The sequence below is a fragment of the Achromobacter sp. JD-1 genome (assembly GCF_038594925.1).
GTDB lineage: Bacteria > Pseudomonadota > Gammaproteobacteria > Burkholderiales > Burkholderiaceae_B > Achromobacter > Achromobacter spanius_C.
Genome location: NZ_JBCGCS010000001.1, coordinates 656,743 through 676,505, shown reverse-complemented (window position 1 = coordinate 676,505; position 19,763 = coordinate 656,743). Strand labels below are relative to the sequence as shown.

The following is a 19,763-nucleotide window of genomic DNA, read 5'->3' as shown; positions in this document are numbered from 1 at the left end:
AAGGCCTGAGCCCGGTGCAATACCGAGCTCAGGCCTTCGGGCTTTAGTTGACCGTCCAACTTCTGGGGGTCAGTTCACGACGAGGGTTTTTACCTTCTGCCCAGCGCAGGTTCAGAACTGATACGTGTAGGTCAGTTGGACCACGTCCAGACCCGGATTGGGGCGCTTGATGCTGGCGTTAGAGAAGTGCGAATAACGCAAGCCAATCCGGTTGTTCGGCGTCACCAGGAAGCCCAAACCGACGTGGTCACCGAATTGGAAGGCGGTGCTGATGTTTTCATCGGCAAAGCGCGTGCTGGAGAAAACCGTGGCGCCAATACCGGCTTCCAGGTAGAAGCGTTCGCCCGTCCACCAACGGAACATCGGGATGGCGTTCAGTTGCCAGACATGCCCCGGCGAGCGCGAGCCATCAGCCTGCCAGTACGAGACGCCAAGTTCGGGCGTGAGATCCAGCCGGCCCCAATTACCGCCGAAATGGTACGTCCACACCGATGGGGTTTCATAGTTCAGCGTCAGGCGCTGGTAATGGTCACCGATGCCGTAATGCAGGCTCACGCCTCCCTGGGTGCCTTCCGAGGATTGGGCGGTGGCCATCGTGGCCGCGCCAGCCAGTGCCAAACCGACAAGGCGTGTGAGCAGTTTCTTTTTGGTAGACAGCATGAAGGTAACTCCGTAGATATCTGGGACTAACCGGCAACATAGCAAAATACGGGCCAGATGGCTTGAGCCGTGTCGCAATAAGGCAACATAAACGGGGTGGAAAACACTGTTCCGAAAACCACCGTCACAATCGATACGAGATCCGCTAGGCCGCGTCACAAACCCACCGCCAAGCTGAACGAAAATGCCGTCGCAAGCTCCGCAGACGACGGCATTCTTCTGTTTCGTTTGGGCCAGGCAAGCCTGAAGCCCCGAACCCCGCCCAGTGGATCAGGCCGTTACGACATCCGCCGGTTGATTGGTCAGCAAGGCCAGCAGACGCGCGATTTCTTCGCGCAGTTGGCGGCGGTCCACCACCATATCGATCGCGCCCTTTTGCAGCAGGAACTCCGAACGCTGGAAACCCTCGGGCAGTTTCTCGCGCACGGTCTGCTCGATCACGCGGGGGCCGGCAAAGCCGATCAGCGCCTTGGGTTCGGCAATGACCACGTCGCCCATGAAGGCGAAACTGGCCGACACGCCGCCCATGGTGGGGTCGGTCAGCACGCTGATGAACGGCAGGCCAGCCGCCGACAAGCGGGTCAGCATGGCGTTCGTCTTGGCCATCTGCATCAGCGACAACAGGCTTTCCTGCATGCGCGCACCGCCCGAAGCGGCCACGCAGATGAACGGGGTTTTGTTGTCCAGGGCGGCCTGGGCGCCACGCGCGAAGCGCTCGCCCACCACCGAGCCCATGGAACCGCCCATAAATTCGAATTCAAAGCAGGCCAAGGTAGCCGGCACGCCGCGAATCGAACCGCTCATGACCACCAGCGCGTCGGATTCCCCGGTTTGCTTGACGGCCTCTTGCAGACGCTCGGGATACTTGCGCGTGTCCTTGAACTTCAGCGAATCCACGGACCGCGTGTTCTGGCCAATTTCAACTCGGCCTTCCATATCCAGCAACGAGTCGATACGAGCGCGAGCGCCAATACGCATGTGGTGGTCGCACTTGGGGCACACGTGCAGGTTGGCCGCCAAGTCTTCGCTGTACAGCACCGATTCGCAAGACGGGCATTTCACCCACAGGCCTTCCGGGACGCGGCGAGCGCCGCTGTCGCTGGTTTTATTGATGCGAGGAGGCAGGAGTTTTTCGATCCAGCTCATTGTTTTTTCATCCCGTTAGAGGTCGCGCCCGGCCGCTCAGGCCGACGCGCCATCTCGTTTTACTTGGTCCAGCGCGTGCCGGATGGTGCGCAGCCAGCCGCTGGCGGCGGTGACTGCGGCGTTGGTTTGCTGGGCAGCCGGGGCGTCAGCCACCGCCTGCTCCATCGTTTCAATCAGCTTGCTTCCGATGACCACCGCATCGGCCACGCGCGCCACGCGCTGGGCACTTTCGGCATCACGGATGCCAAAGCCCACGCCCACTGGAATGCTGCCCATGTGCCGACGGATGACGGCCACGCGCTCGGCGACGTCTTCGGTATTCAAGGAGCCTGCACCCGTAACGCCCTTGAGCGACACGTAATACACATAGCCGCGCGCCACTTGCGCCACCGCCTTGATCCGCTCCTCGGTCGAGGTGGGGGCCAAAAGGAAGATCGGGGCAATGCCATGCGCGCCCAGCGTCGAGGCGAACTCGATGACCTCTTCGGGCGGATAGTCCACAACCAGCACACCATCCACGCCCGCGCGTTCGGCGTTGGCGGCGAATTCAGACTGCCCCATGCGCTCAATCGGGTTGGCGTAGCCCATCAACACCACCGGCGTTTCAGTATCGCGCTGACGGAATTCGGCCACCAGTTCCAACACGCGGGCCAGGCCCACGCCTTGGGCAATGGCGCGGTCGGCCGCGCGCTGGATCACGGGGCCATCGGCCATGGGGTCGGAGAACGGTACGCCGAGTTCGATGATGTCGGCGCCGGCTTCGACCAGCGCGTGCATCACGGCCACCGTGGCGGCGGGCGAGGGGTCGCCAGCCGCGATGTAGGGAATCAGCGCCGCGGCACGGCCGGATTCGGCGGTGCGGGCGAAGGCCGCAGCGATACGATCAATGCGAGTTGTCATGTTGTTAGAGTTCGATACCGGCACGTTCGGCGACGGTATGCATGTCTTTGTCGCCGCGGCCCGACAAATTGACCAGGATGACAGCCTCACGCGGCAGCGTGGCAGCCATCTTCACGGCTTGAGCGATGGCGTGCGACGACTCCAGCGCCGGCATGATGCCTTCGATGCGGCAGCAGTCGTGGAAGGCCTTCAGGGCTTCATCGTCGGTGATCCCCACGTATTCCGCGCGGCCGGAATCCTTCAGCCAGGCGTGTTCGGGACCGACGCCGGGATAGTCCAGGCCTGCCGAGACGGAATGGGTTTCTTGCACCTGGCCGTCGGCGTTCTGCATGACGTAGGTGCGGTTGCCGTGCAGCACGCCCACCTGGCCCGCCGCCAGCGATGCGGCGTGCTTGCCGCTATCCATGCCCTCACCCGCGGCTTCGACGCCGATCAGGCGCACGTTTTCGTAGGGAAGGTAGGGGTGGAAGATGCCCATGGCGTTGGAGCCGCCGCCCACCGCCGCCACGACGTAGTCGGGCTGGCGACCAATGGCTTCGGGCATTTGCGTCAGGCATTCGTTGCCGATGACGGTTTGAAAATCACGCACCATGCGCGGATAGGGATCGGGACCCGCCACCGTGCCGATGATGTAGAACGTGTTTTCGATGTTGGTGACCCAGTCGCGCATGGCTTCGTTCAGCGCGTCTTTCAGGGTGCGCGAACCGGACGTGACGGGTACGACCGTGGCGCCCAGCAACTTCATGCGGTAGACGTTGGACGCTTGGCGGCGGATGTCTTCGCTGCCCATGTAGACCACGCATTCCATGCCGTAGCGGGCCGCCACCGTGGCGGTGGCCACGCCGTGCTGACCGGCGCCGGTTTCGGCGATGACGCGGGGCTTGCCCATGCGCTTGGCCAATAGAGCCTGGCCGATGCAGTTATTGACCTTGTGCGCGCCGGTGTGGTTCAGGTCTTCGCGCTTGAACCAGATCTGCGCGCCGCCCAGCATTTCCGACCAGCGGCGGGCGTAGTAGACCGGGCTGGGCCGGCCGACAAAGTGCTTGAGTTCGTAGTTGAACTCTTCCTGGAAGGCGGGATCGACACGGTAATGGTCGTAGGCTGCCCGCAGCTCGTCGAGCGCGTGCATCAGCGTTTCCGCCACGAAAACACCACCATAGGGACCAAAATGGCCCTTGGCATCCGGAAAGTCGTAAGGTTTCACCAAGCATCTCCCCCGGTATCACAGCAAGCCACTGCCGGCCGCAAATCCGGTTTGCAACCCGTCATTTTACCTGACCCGGACCAAGCCGGGGCCGGACAACCCGTCCCCGGCCTGGCCCGGCAAACACTTAGAGCGACTGACCCAGGCGGCGCAGGAAGGTCTCGCACGACGCCATCTGATCCATCGCCACAAACTCATCAGGCTTGTGGGCCTGTTCGATATGGCCGGGGCCGCAGACCACCGTGGGAATGCCGATGCCCTGGAACAAGCCGGCTTCGGTGCCGTAGGCCACCTTGCGGGTGCTGCGGTCTTCGGTCAGCGCGCGCACCAGTTGCGTGATGGCGGCTTCTTCCGATGCTTCCAGCGCCGGGGCGGCCGCGCCCGTTTCGATTTCGATGGTGGCGCCGTCGAATTCGGCCTTCATGCGCGGCAACAGCTCATCGCGCACGTATTTTTCGACTTCTGCCTGGATCTGGTCGGGTTGCATGCCCGGCAGGTTGCGGAATTCATAGGTGAATTCACAGAGCTCGGGGATGGTGTTGACCGCAATGCCGCCACGGATCTGGTTGGTGGTCATCGTGGAAAACGGCACGTCGTAGAACTGGTCATACGGGCCGTTGGCCTTGAAGCTGTCGGCCAGGTCGCGGATGCGGCAGATCAGGCGGGCGGCGTATTCAATGGCGTTGCAGCCGCGCGGGGTCAGCGACGAGTGCGCCGCCTTGCCATGCATCTTGCAGCGGAACAGGTTGATGCCCTTGTGCGCCACCACTACCTGCATGCCGGTGGGCTCACCCACCACGCAACCTTCGGGCCGCACGCCGCGTTCCAGCAGGTCGGCCAGCATGTACGGCGCGCCGGCGCAGCCCACTTCTTCGTCGTAAGAGAACGCCAGATGGATCGGCTTCTTGCGCGGCATGGCCAGGAATTCCGGCACCAGCGCCAACGAACCGGCAATAAAGCCCTTCATGTCGCAGGCGCCACGGCCATAAAGAAGCCCGTCTTTTTCAACGAGCTTGAAAGGGTCCGTGCTCCAGTCCTGGCCGTCCACGGGCACCACATCGGTGTGGCCCGACAACACGATGCCGCCTTGCTCGCCGTCTTGCCCCGGCAGGGTAGCGAACAGGTTGGCCTTGGTGCGCTCGGGATTGTGCGAGAGCCATGCATCAACGCCCTGGCCCTTGAGCCAATCGCGAACGGTTTCGATCAGGGCAAGATTGGAATTGCGGCTGGTGGTATCGAAACCCACCAGCGTTTCCAGCCAGGTGCGCGCGTTCATGTCACTTCTCTTTGGGGGAAAAAACAGGAGTGTAAAGCCAGGAAGCGCGTTCGTCTCGAACGGCGTCCGGCACTGTTCACGCGTTAAGCGCCTAGAATGTCGCCCGAATTGAAGCCAGCCCCACTAGGAGAAACCGTGCAGCACAAAGCAGTCCCCACACGCAACATCGTGGCCGCAGTCATAGGCAACGCCCTCGAATGGTATGACTTCCTGGTGTTCGCGTTCATGACGCCGATCATCGCGAAGCTGTTCTTCCCCACCGACCCCACCCTGCCCGGCAGCGAGCTCAACGCCATCCTGATGACGACGGCCATCTTCGGCGTCGGCTTTTTCATGCGCCCGGTGGGCGGCATCATCCTGGGCCTGTACGGCGACAAAAAGGGGCGCAAGGCGGCCATGGTGATGGTGACGTCGCTGATGGCCGTGTCCATCGCGCTGATCACGGTGGCCCCCACCTACCACGCGGCCGGCATCCTGGCCCCCATCTTCATCTTGATCGCGCGCCTGTTGCAGGGCTTTTCTGCGGGTGGCGAATTCGGCACGTCCACGGCGCTGCTGATTGAAATGGCGCCCAACGGCAAGCGCGGCTTCTACGGGTCGTGGCAGATGGCGGGCCAGATGCTGGCCTTGCTGATCGGCGCGGCCTGCGGCACGTTGATCACCGAGTTCTTCACGCAAGAACAGATCGCCGACTGGGCCTGGCGCCTGCCGTTCGCTCTTGGCCTCGTAATTGTTCCCATCGCGATCTATATCCGCCGCAACATCGACGAAACCGAAGTCTTCAAGCAGATGCAGGAAGAAGACCGCCAGGCCGCCGCGCGCGGTGAGGTGCAGCGCCTGAGCCTGGTTCAGATGATCAAGAGTCACACCCGCGAAACGATGATAGGCGTGGGCCTGGTGGTGACGGCCACAGTGTCCATCTACATCACGTTCACGTACCTGGTGACGTATTCCACGCAGATCCTGAAGCTGCCGATGAAGGAAACCTTCATGGTGCAGATGGCGGGCGCGGCGCTGATGGTGCTGATGACGCCGTTCATGGGCGCGTGGTCCGACCGTGTCGGCCGCCGTCCGTTGGTGATCGGTTCGCTGATCGGCTACCTGATCGTGCTGTACCCGCTGTATTACTGGCTGTCGGATGCGCCGTCGATCGGCCGCCTGCTGACGGTGCAGATCGTGGTCTGCTTCTTCGTGTCGGCCTTCTTCGGCGTATTCAGCACGGTGATGGCGGAATTGTTCCCGGCGCGCGTGCGGTCCGTGGGCCTGTCCCTGGCCTACAACGTGGCCGTGATGATCTTCGGCGGCTTCGCGCAATTCATCGTGACGTGGCTGATCAAGACCACCGGCTCGCCGATGGCCCCCGCCTACTACGTTATGTTCGGTGTGGCGCTGGGCCTGATTGCCTCGTTCTTCATGCGCGATCGCGCGCATGACAATCTGGACCACTAAACCCGGGCACCAAACCCTGTCCCCTGCGGCCGCTCGGCCCAGGGGAACCGGCTTAATAAGTAAGCCCTATCGGCGCGACGCCGAGGACACGCCCGCCACTTCGGCCAGCGCATCCAGCGCCCGGGTCAGCGATTCGCCCCCGCGCACTTCCACCGTGAACACCATATGGGCCAGCGACTGCTTGCTTTGCGTGTTCACGCCCACCACGTTCAGGCGCAAGCGCGCAAACACTTCGGACAGGTCGCGCAACAGGCCGGGGCGGTCGTGCGCGCGCACGCTGATGTCTACCGGATAAAAGGTGTCTGACGTTTCCCCCCAAGCCACGTCGATGACCCGTTCGGGCTCGCGCGCGGCCAGCGCCAGATAGCTGTGGCAATCGCTACGGTGGATAGACACGCCACGGCCACGGGTGACAAAGCCGGCGATGGCATCGGGCGGCGCGGGACGGCAGCAGCGCGCCAACTGCGTCAGCAAGGACCCCACGCCCACCACCAGCACGCCGCTCTTGCCGCTTTTCTCTGCGCTGCCGGCGCTGGCGTGGCGCAGAGCGGCGGGTTGCGGTTCGGTGACCGGCGCCGGCTGCTGGAATACGCTGTCGATCTGGCGCAGGCTGAACTCTTCCTTGGCCGCCGCCACGTATAAGTCATCGGCGCGGGCAAACCCCAGATTCTGCGCCAACTGTTCAAGGTTGATCGCGGTCTTGCCCAGGCGTTGCAGTTCTTTTTCCACCAGCGCCTGCCCTTGCGTGATGCGCTGCTGCAACTCGATAGCGTTGAACCACATCCGCACCTTGGCGCGCGCGCGCGGGCTGGCCAGGAACCCCAATTGGGGATTCAGCCAATCCCGCGACGGCCCGCCCGACTTGGCCGAGATGATTTCCACGGTCTGCCCGGTGGACAGATGCGTTTGCAACGGCACCATCTGCCCATCGACACGAGCGCCCCGGCAGCGGTGCCCCAGGTCGGTATGCAGGTGATACGCGAAGTCCACCGGCGTGGCGCCGGCAGGAAGCTCGATCACGCGCGCCTGCGGCGTCAGCACGTAGATGCGTTCGTCCGTGTGCGCGGGCGGCTTGATCGCGTTACGGTTCTTGCTGGACGCTGGCTTGCCGGATGCGGCCTTGCCAGTGTCGGATCGGCCTGCGTCGGCCTTGCCGGGTTCGGATTTGCCCGCCTCTTGCTCCGGCTCGCTCCCGCCTTCAACATCGCTGTTCCAGGCCAGCAACTGCCTCATCCACGCCAACTGGCGGTCGTACTCACTGGACGCGGCAACCTGCCCGCCCTTGGCGCCCGCTTCCTTGTAGCGCCAATGCGCCGCCATGCCGTACTCGGCGAACTGGTGCATCTCGCGCGTTCGGATCTGCACTTCGAACGGGCGGCCGTCATCGTCCGTCACCACGGTATGCAGCGAACGGTAGCCGTTGGGCTTGGGCCGGGAAATGTAATCGTCGAACTCGTCGGACAGCGGTGTCCACATCTCGTGCACCAGCCCCAACGCCGTGTAGCAGGCGCGCACGTCGTCAACGATGACACGCAGCGCGCGCAGGTCATACATCTGGGAAAAATCCAGGCGCTTGACGCGCATTTTGTTCCAGATGCTGTAGATATGCTTGGGCCGGCCGCTGACTTCGGCATCGATGCCGGCCTTGGTCAGCGCCGTTTGCAGGCGGTCGATGGCGCCGGCGATGAAAGCCTCGCGCTCAACCCGCTTTTCTTCCAGCAAGCGGGCGATCTGCTTGTAGCGGTCAGGCTCCAGGAAGCGGAAAGACAGGTCTTCCATTTCCCATTTGATCTGCCAGATGCCCAGGCGGTTTGCCAGCGGGGCATACAGGTCCAGCGTTTCGCGCGCGAAGTCGGTCGAGCACGGGGCCTTGCTTTCCGCGTGCCAGCGTAAGGTGCGCAGGCGGGACGCCAGCCGCATCAGCACGATGCGCAGGTCGGCCGCCATGGCAAGCAGCATCTTGCGCTGCATTTCCTTTTGCGAGCCGGTTTCGGCTTCGGCATCGCTGGCCTGTCGGGCCACCACGCCCAAGCGCAGCAAGGCGCGCGTGCCTTGCACCAGCCGCGCGACTTCCGCGCCGAAAGCCGTGGCGATCGGGTCGTTGCGCAAGGCCGGTGCGGGCGCCATCAAGTCGGTGGGCAAGGCTGCCAGCAGCGCGGCGGCCCGTGTGGCGGCGTCGGTATGCAAGGCCGCCAAGATGCGAACGACGCCGGCGCCATGGCTTGCCAGCGGCTCGCCAGTCAGGGCGTGCTGCCCTTCAAAGCGTGGGATGGCCCAGACAACGGCCTGGTCGATCAAGGCAACGCCATCAGCGTCCAGACCCGCGCCTACCTCCTGCCGCCAGGAAGCGTCAAAAGGCGAAGGCGCGTCTATAACAGGCGGGACGGACATCACAGGCGTCATGCGTGGGTAGGTTGATATCCCGACACTCTACACTAGCGTTTGGTTACGCAGAATCCCTCGCCAATTCCGGCATATAGAAGGAACCAAAGCTTATGTTGCGCTGGCTCAAGGGCCGGGGCGCCCGCCCGTCGGCAGTGGCCGAGATGCAAGCCCGCATCTCGCCCCAACTCTGGCGGCAGGTGCTGGATGCCCATCCTTTCCTGGCGGCGTTGAACGCCGACGAAACCGCGCAATTGCTGGCGCGGTCGGCCTGGCTGCTGGCCAGCAAAACCATCAACGGCGCGCAGGGCCTTGAGGTCTCGGACTTCATGCGTCTGTCGATCGCGGCCCAGGCCAGCCTGCCCATCCTGAACCTGTCACCCGAGCTGTACGAAGGCTGGGACGAGATCATCGTGTACCCCGCCAGCTTCCGCATTCCGCGCACCCGGCAGGACGATGACGGCGTGGTCCACGAATTCATCGAGGACGCGGCGGGCGAGGCCTGGGAAGGCGGCCCGCTGGTGCTGTCCTGGGAAGACACGCAGTTGTCCGAGGGCGGCTTCAACGTGATCATCCATGAATTCGCCCACAAGCTGGACCTGCGTTCGGGCATGGCGGACGGCATGCCGTCGCTGGCCGCCCACCCCGACCTGAAGCCGCAGGTGTGGCGCCGCGTTTTGGACGACAGCCTGGACCGCTTCATTGCCGCCCTGGATGCCGTCGAAGCCGCCATCCCGCACGACGTGGACCCCGAAAGCGAAGACGCGGACGCCTGGTACGGCCAACTACCGCTGGATCCGTATGCCGCCACGGACGAAGCGGAATTCTTCGCCGTCAGCTCCGAACACTTTTTTGTGGACCCCGCCCCCATGCAGCAGGCCTTGCCCGAATGGCATGCACTGCTGCGGGCGTACTACCGGCAAGACACCTTGGAACGCTACGCATGAAGCAACTGCTGATCGTCTGGCATTCACGCACGGGCGCCGCGCGGCAAATGGCCGAAGCCGCCGTCCGGGGCGCGGCAGCGGCCGCGGCCCAACTGGAGCAGGCCGACGAATTGCGCGTCGTGCTGCGACGCGCGGCCGACGTCGAGGCCGACGCCCTGCTGGCCAGCCAGGGCTATCTGTTCTGCGCGCCGGAAAACCTGGCCAGCCTGAGCGGGGAGATGAAAGAGTTTTTCGACCGCAATTACTACGCCGTGCTGGATCGTATCCAGGGGCTGCCTTACGCCTGCGCCATCAGCGCTGGCAGCGATGGCACGGGAGCGGCGCGGCAGCTTGAGCGGATTTGCACCGGCTGGCGGCTGAAGGCCGTAGCGCCCGCCTTGATCGTCAACCTGGGCGCGCAAACGGCCGAACAGATCTGGGCCGAGAAGGTGGTGCCCCAGGCGGATCTGGATCGGTGCGAGGAACTGGGCGGGCTGTTGGCGGCGACGGTGTTGATGGGTGGCTGACCTGGGGCGGCTGACGGCGCGTCGGACCGGGGGTCCCCCATCGTGAGCGCGCAAGAAAAAGCCCTTCGGCATGCCGAAGGGCTTTTCGCAAGCGAGCGGGGTTCGCTTAGATCGCGGCCGTCACGATGATCTCGACCTTGAAGTCGGGATTGGCCAAACGGGCTTCGACGGTGGCGCGCGGAGGCGAATTGCCGTCAGCGACCCAAGCGTCCCAGGCCTTGTTCATGCCGTCGAATTCCTTGATGTTGGCCACGTAGATCTGGGCCATCAGGATCTTGGTCTTGTCGGTGCCGGCTTCGGCCAGCAGGCGGTCGATCGTGGCGAGCACTTGCTCGGTCTGGCCGGTGATGTCCAGCTTGGCGTCGTCCGGCACCTGGCCTGCCAGGTACGCGACACCGTTGTACACGGCCATGTCCGACAGGCGCTTGGCGACGTGGAAGCGCTTGATGCTGCTCATGAATATTCCCCTAGATTCAAGTGGTGGGTGGATCAAAACAAGGAAGCCAGCACTGTACCCCGAGCCGCCCTCAGGCGGGCGGTAGCTGGAACACCTGACGCAAGTACGCCAGGTAGGCGGGATCGTCGCACATGGTCTTTTCAGGCGCGTCGGACACCTTGGCCACCGGTTGCCCGTTGCAGCGGACCATTTTCATGACGATCTGCAGCGGCTCGTGGCCCAGGTCGTTGGTCAGGTTGGTGCCAATGCCGAACGACACCTTGCAGCGCCCGGCGAACTGGCGCGCCAGCTCGATGGCGCGCGGGAACGTCAACGAATCCGAGAACACCAGCGTCTTGGCGCGCGGGTCCACGCGGTTCTTGCGGTAGTGCTCAAGCAGGCGTTCGCCCCAGACGAAGGGGTCGCCGGAATCATGGCGGGCGCCGTCGAAGAGCTTGCAGAAATACATGTCGAAGTCGCGCAGGAAGGCGTCCATGCCGTAGACGTCCGACAGGGCAATGCCCAGGTCGCCACGGTATTCCTTCGCCCAGACTTCCAGCGCGAACACCTGCGAATCGCGCAGGCGCGGGCCCAACGCCTGGCAGGCTTGCAGGTATTCGTGGCCCATCGTGCCCAACGGCAGCACTTCATGCTGCTTGGCCAGCAACACATTGCTGGTGCCAGCGAAGTGCTCGCCCATCTGAGCCTTCATGGTGGACACCACTTCCTGGTGCCAGACCTTCGAGAAGCGGCGGCGCGTACCATATTCGGCCACGCGGAAATCGGCCAGCGCGGGGTCGTCCAGCACCAGGTGCATCTTGGACTGCAGGCGTTGGCGGCCCTCTTCCCAATCGGGGTTCTTGCGGGTGTTGCGGAAGTAGACCTCGTTGACGATGGCCAGCACCGGGATCTCGAACAGAATCGTGTGCAGCCAGGGGCCTTTCACTTCAATCGAGATCTCACCGGGCGCATCGCCTTCGCTGATGTGGATGCAGCGCTCGGGCAGGTGGAACAAGCCGAGGAAGTCGACGAAGTCACTTTTGATGAAGCGCAAGCCGCCCAGGTAATCCAGTTCGTCCTGGGTGAAGCGCAACTGGCACAGTTGGTGCACCTCTCCGCGGATTTCATCCAGATAGGGGCGCAGGTCGGCCCCAGCGGTGCGGCACTTGTAACGGTACTCGACCTGTGCAGCGGGAAACTGATGCAGTACCACCTGCATCATGCTGAATTTATACAGATCGGTGTCGAGCAGCGAGGTGATTATCATGGTTGCGCGTATCGTTTCGCGACACCATAGCATAGAGAACACGGGGTTCAGGGCCATGGGCCACGATGTCAATACGGGTATTACCGGCACATCGGGCGCGCATTGGGTAAAATCCGCCCAACAAGACACAAAAGCCGCCGATCCCGGAGTTCCTGAATGACCCACGTTGTCACCGAAAACTGTATTAAGTGCAAGTACACCGATTGCGTTGATGTGTGCCCGGTGGACTGTTTTCGTGAGGGTCCGAACTTCCTCGTGATCGATCCTGACGAATGCATCGACTGCGCCGTCTGCATCCCGGAATGCCCGGCCAATGCCATCTACGCCGAAGAAGATGTGCCCCAGGACCAGATGAATTTCATCGCGCTGAACGCTGAACTCTCGCCCGAGTTCGCCAGCATCAGCCGCGCCAAGAAGCCCCTGCCGGACGCCGACGAATGGAACGGCAAGCAGGACAAGCTGCAATACCTGGAAAAATAATCCACGAGCGCCGGCGTCCCTTTGGCGGCCGGCCTCGCGCGATGCCCCGATGACCGACGACTCCAAATACACGCGCCAGACCGTAACCCACGTCCATACCTGGGTGCCCGACAAGCTGTTCTCCTTGCGCGTGACGCGCGACGCCGGGTACACGTTCCTGCCGGGCCAGTTTGCCCGGGTCGGTTTGCCAAGCGCCGATGATCCCGACGGCCCGCCCACGCTCTGGCGCGCGTATTCGATGGTGTCGGCCCCGCATGAGTCCGGGCTGGAGTTCTATTCCATCGTGGTCCCCGATGGCCTGTTCAGCCCGCGCATGGCGCAATTGCAACCGGGTGACGCGCTGTACGTGGAAAAAGCCCCCTACGGGTTTCTGACCCTGGAGCGCTTCACACCGGGCGGCGACCTGTGGCTGCTGGCCTCCGGCACGGGGCTGTCGGCCTATCTGTCCATCCTGCGCGACCCCGCAACGTGGCGCGCCTATCGCCGCATCATCCTGGTGCATGGCGTGCGCACCAAGGCGGAACTGGCTTACCGCGAAGAGATCGAATCCTGGGGCAAGCAACCGGATCTGGCGCCGCTGTTCGCGGCCGATCCGCACAAGCTCGTATACCTGCCCATCGCTACCCGCGAAGCGCTGCCCGGCATGCCGCAGGAACGCCTGACCACCCTGATCGCCGATGGCAGGCTTGAGCAATTGGCCGGGCTGCCGCTGGATCCCGAGCAGGCGAAGGTCATGCTTTGCGGCAATCCGGACATGCTGGCGGACGCCCGCAAGCTGCTGGGCGAACGCGGATTCAAGCCTGGCCGTCGGGGCATTCCCGGCAACCTGGCGGTGGAAAATTACTGGTGACCCCGCACGGCCGGCGTAGTGCATAAATCCTCCGTTTAGTCTCTATGCAGGGTCAAAAAACGCCCTAAACTGGTGCGTAATGGGATGACGGGTCTCTTTTTAGCAACATATTCCCGGTTCTTGTGGCAGTTTCTTTAGGCTGATTGGATATATCTTTAGTCCGCGGCGCAATAATCGGGTCACACGCACGACCCAGAAGGACATATCCCAAATGCTGTACCAATTGCACGAAATGCAGCGCGCCTTCCTGACTCCGTTCGCTGCATTCACGGATGCCGGTTCTCAGCTGTTCTCCAGCCCCTACAGCCCCCTCGCTTACACCCCGATTTCCCGCCAAATGGCCGCCGGGTATGAGTTGATGACCCGTATCGGCAAGGAATACCAGAAGCCCGCCTGGAATCTGCCCGCCACCGACATCAACGGCAAATCGGTCCACGTGACCGAAGCCGTTGCGCTGGACAAGCCCTTTTGCCGTCTGGTGCACTTTCATCGCGACGTTCGCGGCGCCAACAAGGATGACCCGAAGGTTCTGCTGGTTGCCCCGCTTTCGGGCCACCACGCGACCTTGCTGCGTGACACGGTGCGCGCCTTGCTGCCCGCCCATGATGTCTACGTGACGGATTGGGTCGACGCCCGCATGGTGCCCCTGTCGGCGGGGCCGTTCCACCTGAACGACTATGTCCGCTACGTGCAGGATTTCATTCGGCACCTGGGGCCGGACGTGCACGTCATTTCGGTTTGCCAGCCCACCGTGCCGGTGCTGGCCGCCGTGTCGTTGATGGCCACCGCCAACGACCCCTGCCAGCCGCGCAGCATGGTGATGATGGGCGGCCCCATCGACCCGCGCCAGTCGCCCACGCAGGTGAATCGCCTGGCCACAACCAAGCCGTATTCCTGGTTTGAAAGCCAGGTGATCCACCCCGTGCCGCCGCGCTATCCGGGCGCCGGCCGCAAGGTGTATCCGGGCTTTCTGCAGCACGCCGGGTTCATGGCCATGAACCCGGACCGCCACATGAAGTCGCATTACGAGTTCTACCTGGACCTGCTGCGTGGCGACGACAGCGACGCCGAGGCGCACCGCCGTTTCTACGACGAATACAACGCGGTGCTGGACATGCCGGCAGAGTTCTACCTGGACACGATCCGCATGGTGTTCCAGGACTTCGCGCTGCCCAGCGGTACCTGGGAAGTCGACGGCCAGACCGTGCGTCCTGCAGATATCAAGCAGGTTGCTCTCTTCACCATTGAAGGCGAGCTGGACGATATCTCGGGCCAGGGCCAGACCCGCGCGGCGATCAAGCTGTGCAAGAACATCCCGGCCGAGCGCAAGTCGCACTACACCGCGCCTAACTGCGGCCATTACGGGATTTTCTCGGGCCGCCGCTGGCGCGAAATGATCTGTCCTAAAATTGCCGAATTCATCCGGCAATCGGCTTAGGCTTAGCTAAGCTCGAAGCCTGCCCCTGATCCTGGTCTTGGGCCTCAAGCGCGCGTAATTCATCAGATGGGTGGGTGCTGTGGCGGAAGTCGCCATGGCGCCTGCGTGGTTTGATGGATTGCGCGCGTTGAGCTATTTGTTGGGTGTGGTGGTGCTGTGGCTAGTGTTGCCTTGGTGCCGGCGCTGCTTGATGGGTTGCGCGCGTTGGGGATTGGGTTCTTGCCTTGGTGGTGCCGCGCTCCACCCATCCTACGTTTTTTTGTTGCACATCATGAATTCTCGTTTGCTTGCGGACCGTGTTGACGCTTTGCTGCCTCAGACGCAATGTACCAAGTGCGGCTATGACGGCTGTCGGCCTTATGCCGAGGCTATCGCGCAAGGCTCGGCACCCATCAACCGCTGTCCGCCGGGTGGCGATGAGGGCATCGCCGCGCTGGCCGCGCTGGTGCAAACGCCTGCCCTCCCGCTGGACCTTGAGCGCGGCGAACCGGGTCCGCTGCTGGTTGCTCGCATCGATGAATCGCACTGCATCGGCTGTACGCTGTGCATTCAGGCCTGTCCCGTGGATGCCATCGTGGGCGCCAACAAGCACATGCACACCGTGCTTGCCGATTGGTGCACCGGCTGCGACCTGTGCGTGGCGCCCTGTCCCGTGGACTGTATTCAGATGGTGCCCGCTGGACGCGCCTGGACCGCGCAGGACGCCAGCATCAGCCGCCAGCGCCATCGTAACCACCTGGCCCGCGTTGAACGCCTGGCCGCCGATAATGCGCGTCTGATGGCGCCAGAAGCACCCGCCGCCCCCAGCGCCCCGGTAGTCGACGACGCGCAAAGCGAAGACCGCAAGCGCTCCGCCATTGAATCCGCGCTGGCCCGTGCTCGGGCTCGCCGCAATCCCACGCAGTCATGAACGCAGCCAAACGCCGTGAAATCTTCGCCCGCCTGCAAGCGGCAAACCCGCACCCCACCACCGAACTGGAATACGACACGCCGTTTCAGTTGCTGATCGCGGTGCTGTTGTCGGCGCAAGCCACCGACAAGTCCGTCAACATCGCTACGCGCAAGTTCTTCCCGCAGTACGGCACGCCCGAAGCCCTGCTGGCACTGGGCGAAGAAGGCTTGTCCGATTTCATCAAGACCATCGGGCTGTATCGCACCAAGGCCAAGAACACGATCGCCACCTGTCGGATCTTGCTTGAACATCACGGCGGCGAAGTGCCGCAAACGCGTGAAGCACTGGAATCGCTGCCCGGCGTGGGCCGCAAAACGGCCAACGTGGTGCTCAACACGGCGTTCGGCCAACCCACGATGGCGGTGGACACGCACATTTTCCGCGTGTCGAATCGCACGGGTATCGCGCCAGGCAAGAACGTGTTGGAAGTTGAAGACAAACTCGTGAAGTTCGTTCCCCGCGAATACATCCAGGACGCGCATCACTGGCTGATCCTGCACGGCCGCTACATCTGTGTGGCGCGTACGCCAAAATGCCCGCAATGCGGAATCTCGGACTTGTGCGAATTCAAGCAGAAGACGGTGGCGTGATCTAGGCTTGCTTCGTGCAAGTCGTAGGATGGGTGTAGCGCGCCAAGGCCTGCGCCAAGAACACTGATTTCGTTCGCGCGAAACCCATCACATGGACGTTGTGCTGTGGCTGAATATTCTTAATATTCACCGCTGCTTGATGGGTTTCGCGCGGCATTCATCAGTTTTTTTTGTAGGGCTTCGCGCGCTGCACCCATCCTACGGGTCACGCACATCAAAGCGGTTTTGCTGCAACGCATTGCTCAGTAAAAAGGGTTTTCCCGCCTTGCGGCGCACGTATTGTCGGCCTGCCGACAATTGCCCTTTCCGCACTGCAAAACCTATGTAAAACCCTCATGGAATTTTGATTGCGACGTCCGCATACTCGCCGGCAACTCATCGGAAAACTACGAAAGATCGTTAGGATTTCCGCCCTGCGGGGGCTTGGCGCAATGACGGCAGGCAGAGACCATATAAATACAACGCTGGTGCAGCGAACATGGATGACACAATCCTGGAGACAAAAGGCCTCACCAAGGAGTTCCGCGGATTCGTCGCGGTCAATGGGGTCGATTTGCGTATCAAGCGGGGCGAGATTCATGCATTGATCGGGCCAAACGGCGCGGGCAAGACGACATGCTTCAACCTGCTTACCAAGTTTTTATCGCCCACGTCGGGAACCATCAAGTTCAACGGCATCGACATTACGGGCGAACGTCCCGCGCAGATCGCGCGGCGCGGCATCATCCGTTCGTTCCAGATATCGGCGGTGTTCCCTCACCTGACCGTGCTTGAGAACGTGCGCATCGGTCTGCAGCGCAAGACCGGGTTGTCGTTCCACTTCTGGCAAAGCGACAAGCGGCTGGCCTCGTTGAACGAGCCCGCCCGCGCGCTGCTTGAACAAGTGGACCTGGGCGCCTTCGCGGACGAAACCACGGTGAACCTGCCGTATGGCCGCAAGCGCGCGCTGGAAATCGCCACGACGCTGGCCATGGAACCCGAACTGATGCTGCTTGACGAGCCCACGCAGGGCATGGGGCACGAAGACGTGCACCGCGTCACGCAGTTGATCAAGCGCGTCAGCGCCGGGCGCACGATCCTGATGGTGGAACACAACATGAACGTCGTGTCCTCCATCGCCAACACCATCACCGTGCTGTCGCGCGGCGCGGTGCTGGCAGAGGGCTCGTATGCCGAAGTCTCGCGCCACCCCGCCGTGATGCAGGCCTATATGGGCACCACCGACGGCGAACTTCAAGGAGCGCACGCATGAGCACCCCGGCACTCGAAATCTCGGGCTTGCAAGCCTGGTACGGGGAATCGCATATCCTGCACGGCGTGGATATGCGCGTGGGACAAGGCGAAGTGGTCACGTTGCTGGGCCGCAATGGCGCCGGCCGCACCACGACGCTGCGGGCCATTCTGGGTCTGACCGGATCCCGCAAGGGTTCGGTGCGCATCCATGGCACCGAAGCCATCGACCTGCCCACTTATAAGATTGCCCACCTGGGCGTGGGCTATTGCCCCGAAGAACGCGGCATCTTCGCCAGCTTGTCCTGCGAAGAAAACCTGCTGCTGCCCCCCGTGGTCGGTTCGCTGGGCGGCGGCATGTCGCTGGCCGAAATCTACGACATGTTCCCCAACCTGCAAGAGCGCCGGAATTCTCCGGGCACGCGCTTGTCGGGCGGTGAACAGCAGATGCTGGCGGTAGCGCGCATCTTGCGCACCGGCGCCAACCTGCTGCTATTGGACGAAATCTCGGAAGGCCTGGCGCCCGTCATCGTGCAGGCGCTGGCCCGCATGATCACGGCCCTGAAGCAGCGCGGATACACCATCGTCATGGTGGAACAGAATTTCCGCTTCGCGGCTCCGCTGGCCGATCGCTTCTATGTCATGGAGCACGGGCAGATCGTCGAGCATTTCGAAGCCGCAGAACTTTCAGAAAAACAGGACACGCTCAACGAATTGCTGGGCGTCTAAAACAACCTGTCATCCGCCGGAACCCCGGCAACACTACACCGTAGGGAAGAGGAGTCATCCCATGAAGCTGCACACCATCACTGCTGCACTGGCCATGGCGGGCCTGGGATTTGCAGGGGCAACCGCCCACGCGCAAGGTATCTCCGACGATGTCATCCGCATCGGCTTCATCACCGACATGTCGGGTGTCTATTCAGACATCGACGGCAAGGCCGGTCTGGACGCGATCCGCATGGCGGTCGACGAGATGGGCGGGTCGATCAACGGCAAGAAGATCGAAGTCGTCTCCGCCGACCACCAGAACAAGGCCGACATCGCGTCGTCCCGCGCCCGCGAATGGTTCGACCAACAGAAGGTCGATGTCATCATCGCCGGTACGAATTCTGCCACCAGCCTGGCCATGGCGGCCGTGGCCGCCGAGAAGAAGAAGCCGTTCATCGCCATCGGCGCCGGCGCTTCCGACCTGACCAACGCCCAATGTTCGCCCTACACCGTGCACTATGCCTACGACACCGTGGCACTGGCGCGCGGCACGGGTTCCGCCGTGGTGAAAGACGGCGGCAAGAGCTGGTTCTTCCTGACCGCTGACTATGCGTTCGGCCATGCGCTTGAACGCGACACGATCAAGGTCGTCAAAGACGCCGGCGGTGAAATCAAGGGCGAAGTACGGGCACCGCTGGGCACCGCCGACTTCTCCTCGTTCCTGCTGCAGGCCCAGGCCTCCAAGGCACAGATCCTGGGCCTGGCCAATGCGGGCGGCGACTTCAGCAATTCCGTCAAGGCCGCGAACGAATTCGGCGTGACGCAGACGATGAAGATGGCCGGCTTGCTGGTGTTCATCAACGACATCCACGCGCTGGGCCTGAAGACCACCCAGAACATGTACCTGACCACGGGCTGGTACTGGGACCTGAACGACGCCTCGCGCGCCTGGAGCAAGAAGTTTGAAAGCAAGGTCGGCCGCAAGCCGTCGATGCTGCAGGCCGGTGACTATTCCGCCGCCATGTTCTACCTGAACGGCGTCAAGGCTTCGGGCTCGGACGACGGCGACACCATCATGAAATGGATGAAGTCGAACAAGGTCAATGACTTCTTTGCCCAGAACGGCCACGTACGCGAAGACGGCCGCATGGTCCACGACATGTACCTGATGCAGGTCAAGACGCCGGCCGAATCCAAGGCCCCGTGGGACTACTACAAGGTTGTGGCGACGCTGCCCGGCGACGAGGTCTATACCAAGTTGTCCGAATCCACCTGCAAGCTGGTCAAGAAGTAATTCTCGGCTCATGTGACACCAAGGTGCGGCCTGGCCCAGGCCGTG

19 protein-coding genes are annotated in these 19,763 nt (G+C 62.7%); 11 read left to right on the top strand and 8 right to left on the bottom strand.

Annotated features, from left to right (window positions below; translation table 11 throughout):
- Positions 1–111: 111 nt before the first annotated feature.
- From WBR68_RS03105 to argE, 5 genes are all read right to left on the bottom strand, one after another.
- On the bottom strand, positions 112–660 hold the full coding sequence (locus WBR68_RS03105) for an acyloxyacyl hydrolase (RefSeq protein ID WP_050447621.1): 549 nt from the start codon (positions 658–660) through the stop codon (positions 112–114).
- A gap of 270 nt (positions 661–930) precedes the next feature.
- Positions 931–1,806, bottom strand: coding sequence for an acetyl-CoA carboxylase, carboxyltransferase subunit beta (gene accD / locus WBR68_RS03100; RefSeq protein ID WP_046802586.1), 876 nt, complete (start codon positions 1,804–1,806; stop codon positions 931–933).
- 36 nt (positions 1,807–1,842) lie between these two features.
- A complete protein-coding gene (gene trpA, locus WBR68_RS03095) occupies positions 1,843–2,706 on the bottom strand; it encodes a tryptophan synthase subunit alpha (protein ID WP_230693484.1) in 864 nt (287 codons plus the stop codon).
- Positions 2,707–2,710: 4 nt separating this feature from the next.
- Complete coding sequence (gene trpB, locus WBR68_RS03090; protein ID WP_230693483.1) at positions 2,711–3,910, bottom strand: tryptophan synthase subunit beta; 1,200 nt, start codon at positions 3,908–3,910, stop codon at positions 2,711–2,713.
- A gap of 127 nt (positions 3,911–4,037) precedes the next feature.
- A complete protein-coding gene (gene argE / locus WBR68_RS03085) occupies positions 4,038–5,186 on the bottom strand; it encodes an acetylornithine deacetylase (RefSeq protein ID WP_230693482.1) in 1,149 nt (382 codons plus the stop codon).
- Between the two features lie 135 nt (positions 5,187–5,321).
- Between argE and WBR68_RS03080 the strand changes: the two genes are divergently transcribed.
- A complete protein-coding gene (locus tag WBR68_RS03080) occupies positions 5,322–6,635 on the top strand; it encodes an MFS transporter (protein WP_083447413.1) in 1,314 nt (437 codons plus the stop codon).
- Between the two features lie 66 nt (positions 6,636–6,701).
- Here the strand turns inward: WBR68_RS03080 and WBR68_RS03075 are convergent, their stop codons facing one another.
- Positions 6,702–9,026 carry a RelA/SpoT family protein gene (locus tag WBR68_RS03075; RefSeq protein WP_127183734.1) on the bottom strand — a complete coding sequence of 775 codons (2,325 nt, stop codon included), beginning with the start codon at positions 9,024–9,026 and terminating at the stop codon, positions 6,702–6,704.
- A 104-nt stretch (positions 9,027–9,130) separates the two neighbouring features.
- Between WBR68_RS03075 and WBR68_RS03070 the strand changes: the two genes are divergently transcribed.
- Both WBR68_RS03070 and WBR68_RS03065 read left to right on the top strand, forming a co-directional pair.
- Entirely contained in the window at positions 9,131–9,964 is an 834-nt protein-coding gene (locus WBR68_RS03070; RefSeq protein ID WP_230693481.1) for a M90 family metallopeptidase, read from the top strand.
- On the top strand, positions 9,961–10,470 hold the full coding sequence (locus WBR68_RS03065) for an NAD(P)H-dependent oxidoreductase (protein WP_230693480.1): 510 nt from the start codon (positions 9,961–9,963) through the stop codon (positions 10,468–10,470). Before WBR68_RS03070 ends, WBR68_RS03065 begins: the two co-directional genes overlap by 4 nt.
- 106 nt (positions 10,471–10,576) lie before the next feature.
- Here WBR68_RS03065 and WBR68_RS03060 read toward each other — a convergent pair whose 3' ends face one another.
- Together WBR68_RS03060 and pncB are read right to left on the bottom strand one after the other, a co-directional pair.
- Positions 10,577–10,927, bottom strand: coding sequence for a RidA family protein (locus WBR68_RS03060; RefSeq protein WP_006218017.1), 351 nt, complete (start codon positions 10,925–10,927; stop codon positions 10,577–10,579).
- A 70-nt stretch (positions 10,928–10,997) separates the two neighbouring features.
- Positions 10,998–12,173, bottom strand: coding sequence for a nicotinate phosphoribosyltransferase (gene pncB, locus WBR68_RS03055; RefSeq protein ID WP_230693479.1), 1,176 nt, complete (start codon positions 12,171–12,173; stop codon positions 10,998–11,000).
- Positions 12,174–12,329: 156 nt separating this feature from the next.
- On the opposite strand from pncB, the gene fdxA reads away from it, so the two are divergent.
- The 8 genes from fdxA to WBR68_RS03015 all read left to right on the top strand — a co-directional run bounded on the left by fdxA (position 12,330) and on the right by WBR68_RS03015 (position 19,718).
- Entirely contained in the window at positions 12,330–12,653 is a 324-nt protein-coding gene (gene fdxA, locus WBR68_RS03050; RefSeq protein WP_013392198.1) for a ferredoxin FdxA, read from the top strand.
- 49 nt (positions 12,654–12,702) lie between these two features.
- Positions 12,703–13,503: a ferredoxin--NADP reductase gene (locus WBR68_RS03045; RefSeq protein ID WP_050447615.1), complete on the top strand. Its 801-nt coding sequence runs from the start codon at positions 12,703–12,705 to the stop codon at positions 13,501–13,503.
- A gap of 211 nt (positions 13,504–13,714) precedes the next feature.
- A complete protein-coding gene (locus tag WBR68_RS03040) occupies positions 13,715–14,941 on the top strand; it encodes a polyhydroxyalkanoate depolymerase (RefSeq protein ID WP_050447614.1) in 1,227 nt (408 codons plus the stop codon).
- 94 nt (positions 14,942–15,035) lie between these two features.
- Positions 15,036–15,851, top strand: a complete 816-nt coding sequence (gene rsxB / locus WBR68_RS03035) for an electron transport complex subunit RsxB (RefSeq protein ID WP_342490490.1) — start codon at positions 15,036–15,038, stop codon at positions 15,849–15,851.
- Positions 15,848–16,483 carry an endonuclease III gene (gene nth, locus WBR68_RS03030; protein WP_127183730.1) on the top strand — a complete coding sequence of 212 codons (636 nt, stop codon included), beginning with the start codon at positions 15,848–15,850 and terminating at the stop codon, positions 16,481–16,483. Before rsxB ends, nth begins: the two co-directional genes overlap by 4 nt.
- Positions 16,484–16,961: 478 nt before the next feature.
- Complete coding sequence (locus tag WBR68_RS03025) at positions 16,962–17,735, top strand: ABC transporter ATP-binding protein (RefSeq protein ID WP_050447612.1); 774 nt, start codon at positions 16,962–16,964, stop codon at positions 17,733–17,735.
- A complete protein-coding gene (locus WBR68_RS03020; protein WP_013392192.1) occupies positions 17,732–18,442 on the top strand; it encodes an ABC transporter ATP-binding protein in 711 nt (236 codons plus the stop codon). Before WBR68_RS03025 ends, WBR68_RS03020 begins: the two co-directional genes overlap by 4 nt.
- 61 nt (positions 18,443–18,503) lie before the next feature.
- Entirely contained in the window at positions 18,504–19,718 is a 1,215-nt protein-coding gene (locus tag WBR68_RS03015; RefSeq protein WP_050447611.1) for an ABC transporter substrate-binding protein, read from the top strand.
- Positions 19,719–19,763: the final 45 nt, after the last annotated feature.

Bases quoted from the DNA above. Each gene is read 5' to 3' on its own strand.
- WBR68_RS03105 (WP_050447621.1), bottom strand. From the start codon at position 660: ATGCTGTCTACCAAAAAGAAACTGCTCACACGCCTTGTCGGTTTGGCA.
- accD (WP_046802586.1), bottom strand. From the start codon at position 1,806: ATGAGCTGGATCGAAAAACTCCTGCCTCCTCGCATCAATAAAACCAGC.
- trpA (WP_230693484.1), bottom strand. From the start codon at position 2,706: ATGACAACTCGCATTGATCGTATCGCTGCGGCCTTCGCCCGCACCGCC.
- argE (WP_230693482.1), bottom strand. From the start codon at position 5,186: ATGAACGCGCGCACCTGGCTGGAAACGCTGGTGGGTTTCGATACCACC.
- WBR68_RS03075 (WP_127183734.1), bottom strand. From the start codon at position 9,026: ATGTCCGTCCCGCCTGTTATAGACGCGCCTTCGCCTTTTGACGCTTCC.
- WBR68_RS03070 (WP_230693481.1), top strand. From the start codon at position 9,131: ATGTTGCGCTGGCTCAAGGGCCGGGGCGCCCGCCCGTCGGCAGTGGCC.
- WBR68_RS03065 (WP_230693480.1), top strand. From the start codon at position 9,961: ATGAAGCAACTGCTGATCGTCTGGCATTCACGCACGGGCGCCGCGCGG.
- WBR68_RS03060 (WP_006218017.1), bottom strand. From the start codon at position 10,927: ATGAGCAGCATCAAGCGCTTCCACGTCGCCAAGCGCCTGTCGGACATG.
- pncB (WP_230693479.1), bottom strand. From the start codon at position 12,173: ATGATAATCACCTCGCTGCTCGACACCGATCTGTATAAATTCAGCATG.
- fdxA (WP_013392198.1), top strand. From the start codon at position 12,330: ATGACCCACGTTGTCACCGAAAACTGTATTAAGTGCAAGTACACCGAT.
- WBR68_RS03045 (WP_050447615.1), top strand. From the start codon at position 12,703: ATGACCGACGACTCCAAATACACGCGCCAGACCGTAACCCACGTCCAT.
- WBR68_RS03040 (WP_050447614.1), top strand. From the start codon at position 13,715: ATGCTGTACCAATTGCACGAAATGCAGCGCGCCTTCCTGACTCCGTTC.
- rsxB (WP_342490490.1), top strand. From the start codon at position 15,036: ATGGCGCCTGCGTGGTTTGATGGATTGCGCGCGTTGAGCTATTTGTTG.
- nth (WP_127183730.1), top strand. From the start codon at position 15,848: ATGAACGCAGCCAAACGCCGTGAAATCTTCGCCCGCCTGCAAGCGGCA.
- WBR68_RS03025 (WP_050447612.1), top strand. From the start codon at position 16,962: ATGGATGACACAATCCTGGAGACAAAAGGCCTCACCAAGGAGTTCCGC.
- WBR68_RS03020 (WP_013392192.1), top strand. From the start codon at position 17,732: ATGAGCACCCCGGCACTCGAAATCTCGGGCTTGCAAGCCTGGTACGGG.
- WBR68_RS03015 (WP_050447611.1), top strand. From the start codon at position 18,504: ATGAAGCTGCACACCATCACTGCTGCACTGGCCATGGCGGGCCTGGGA.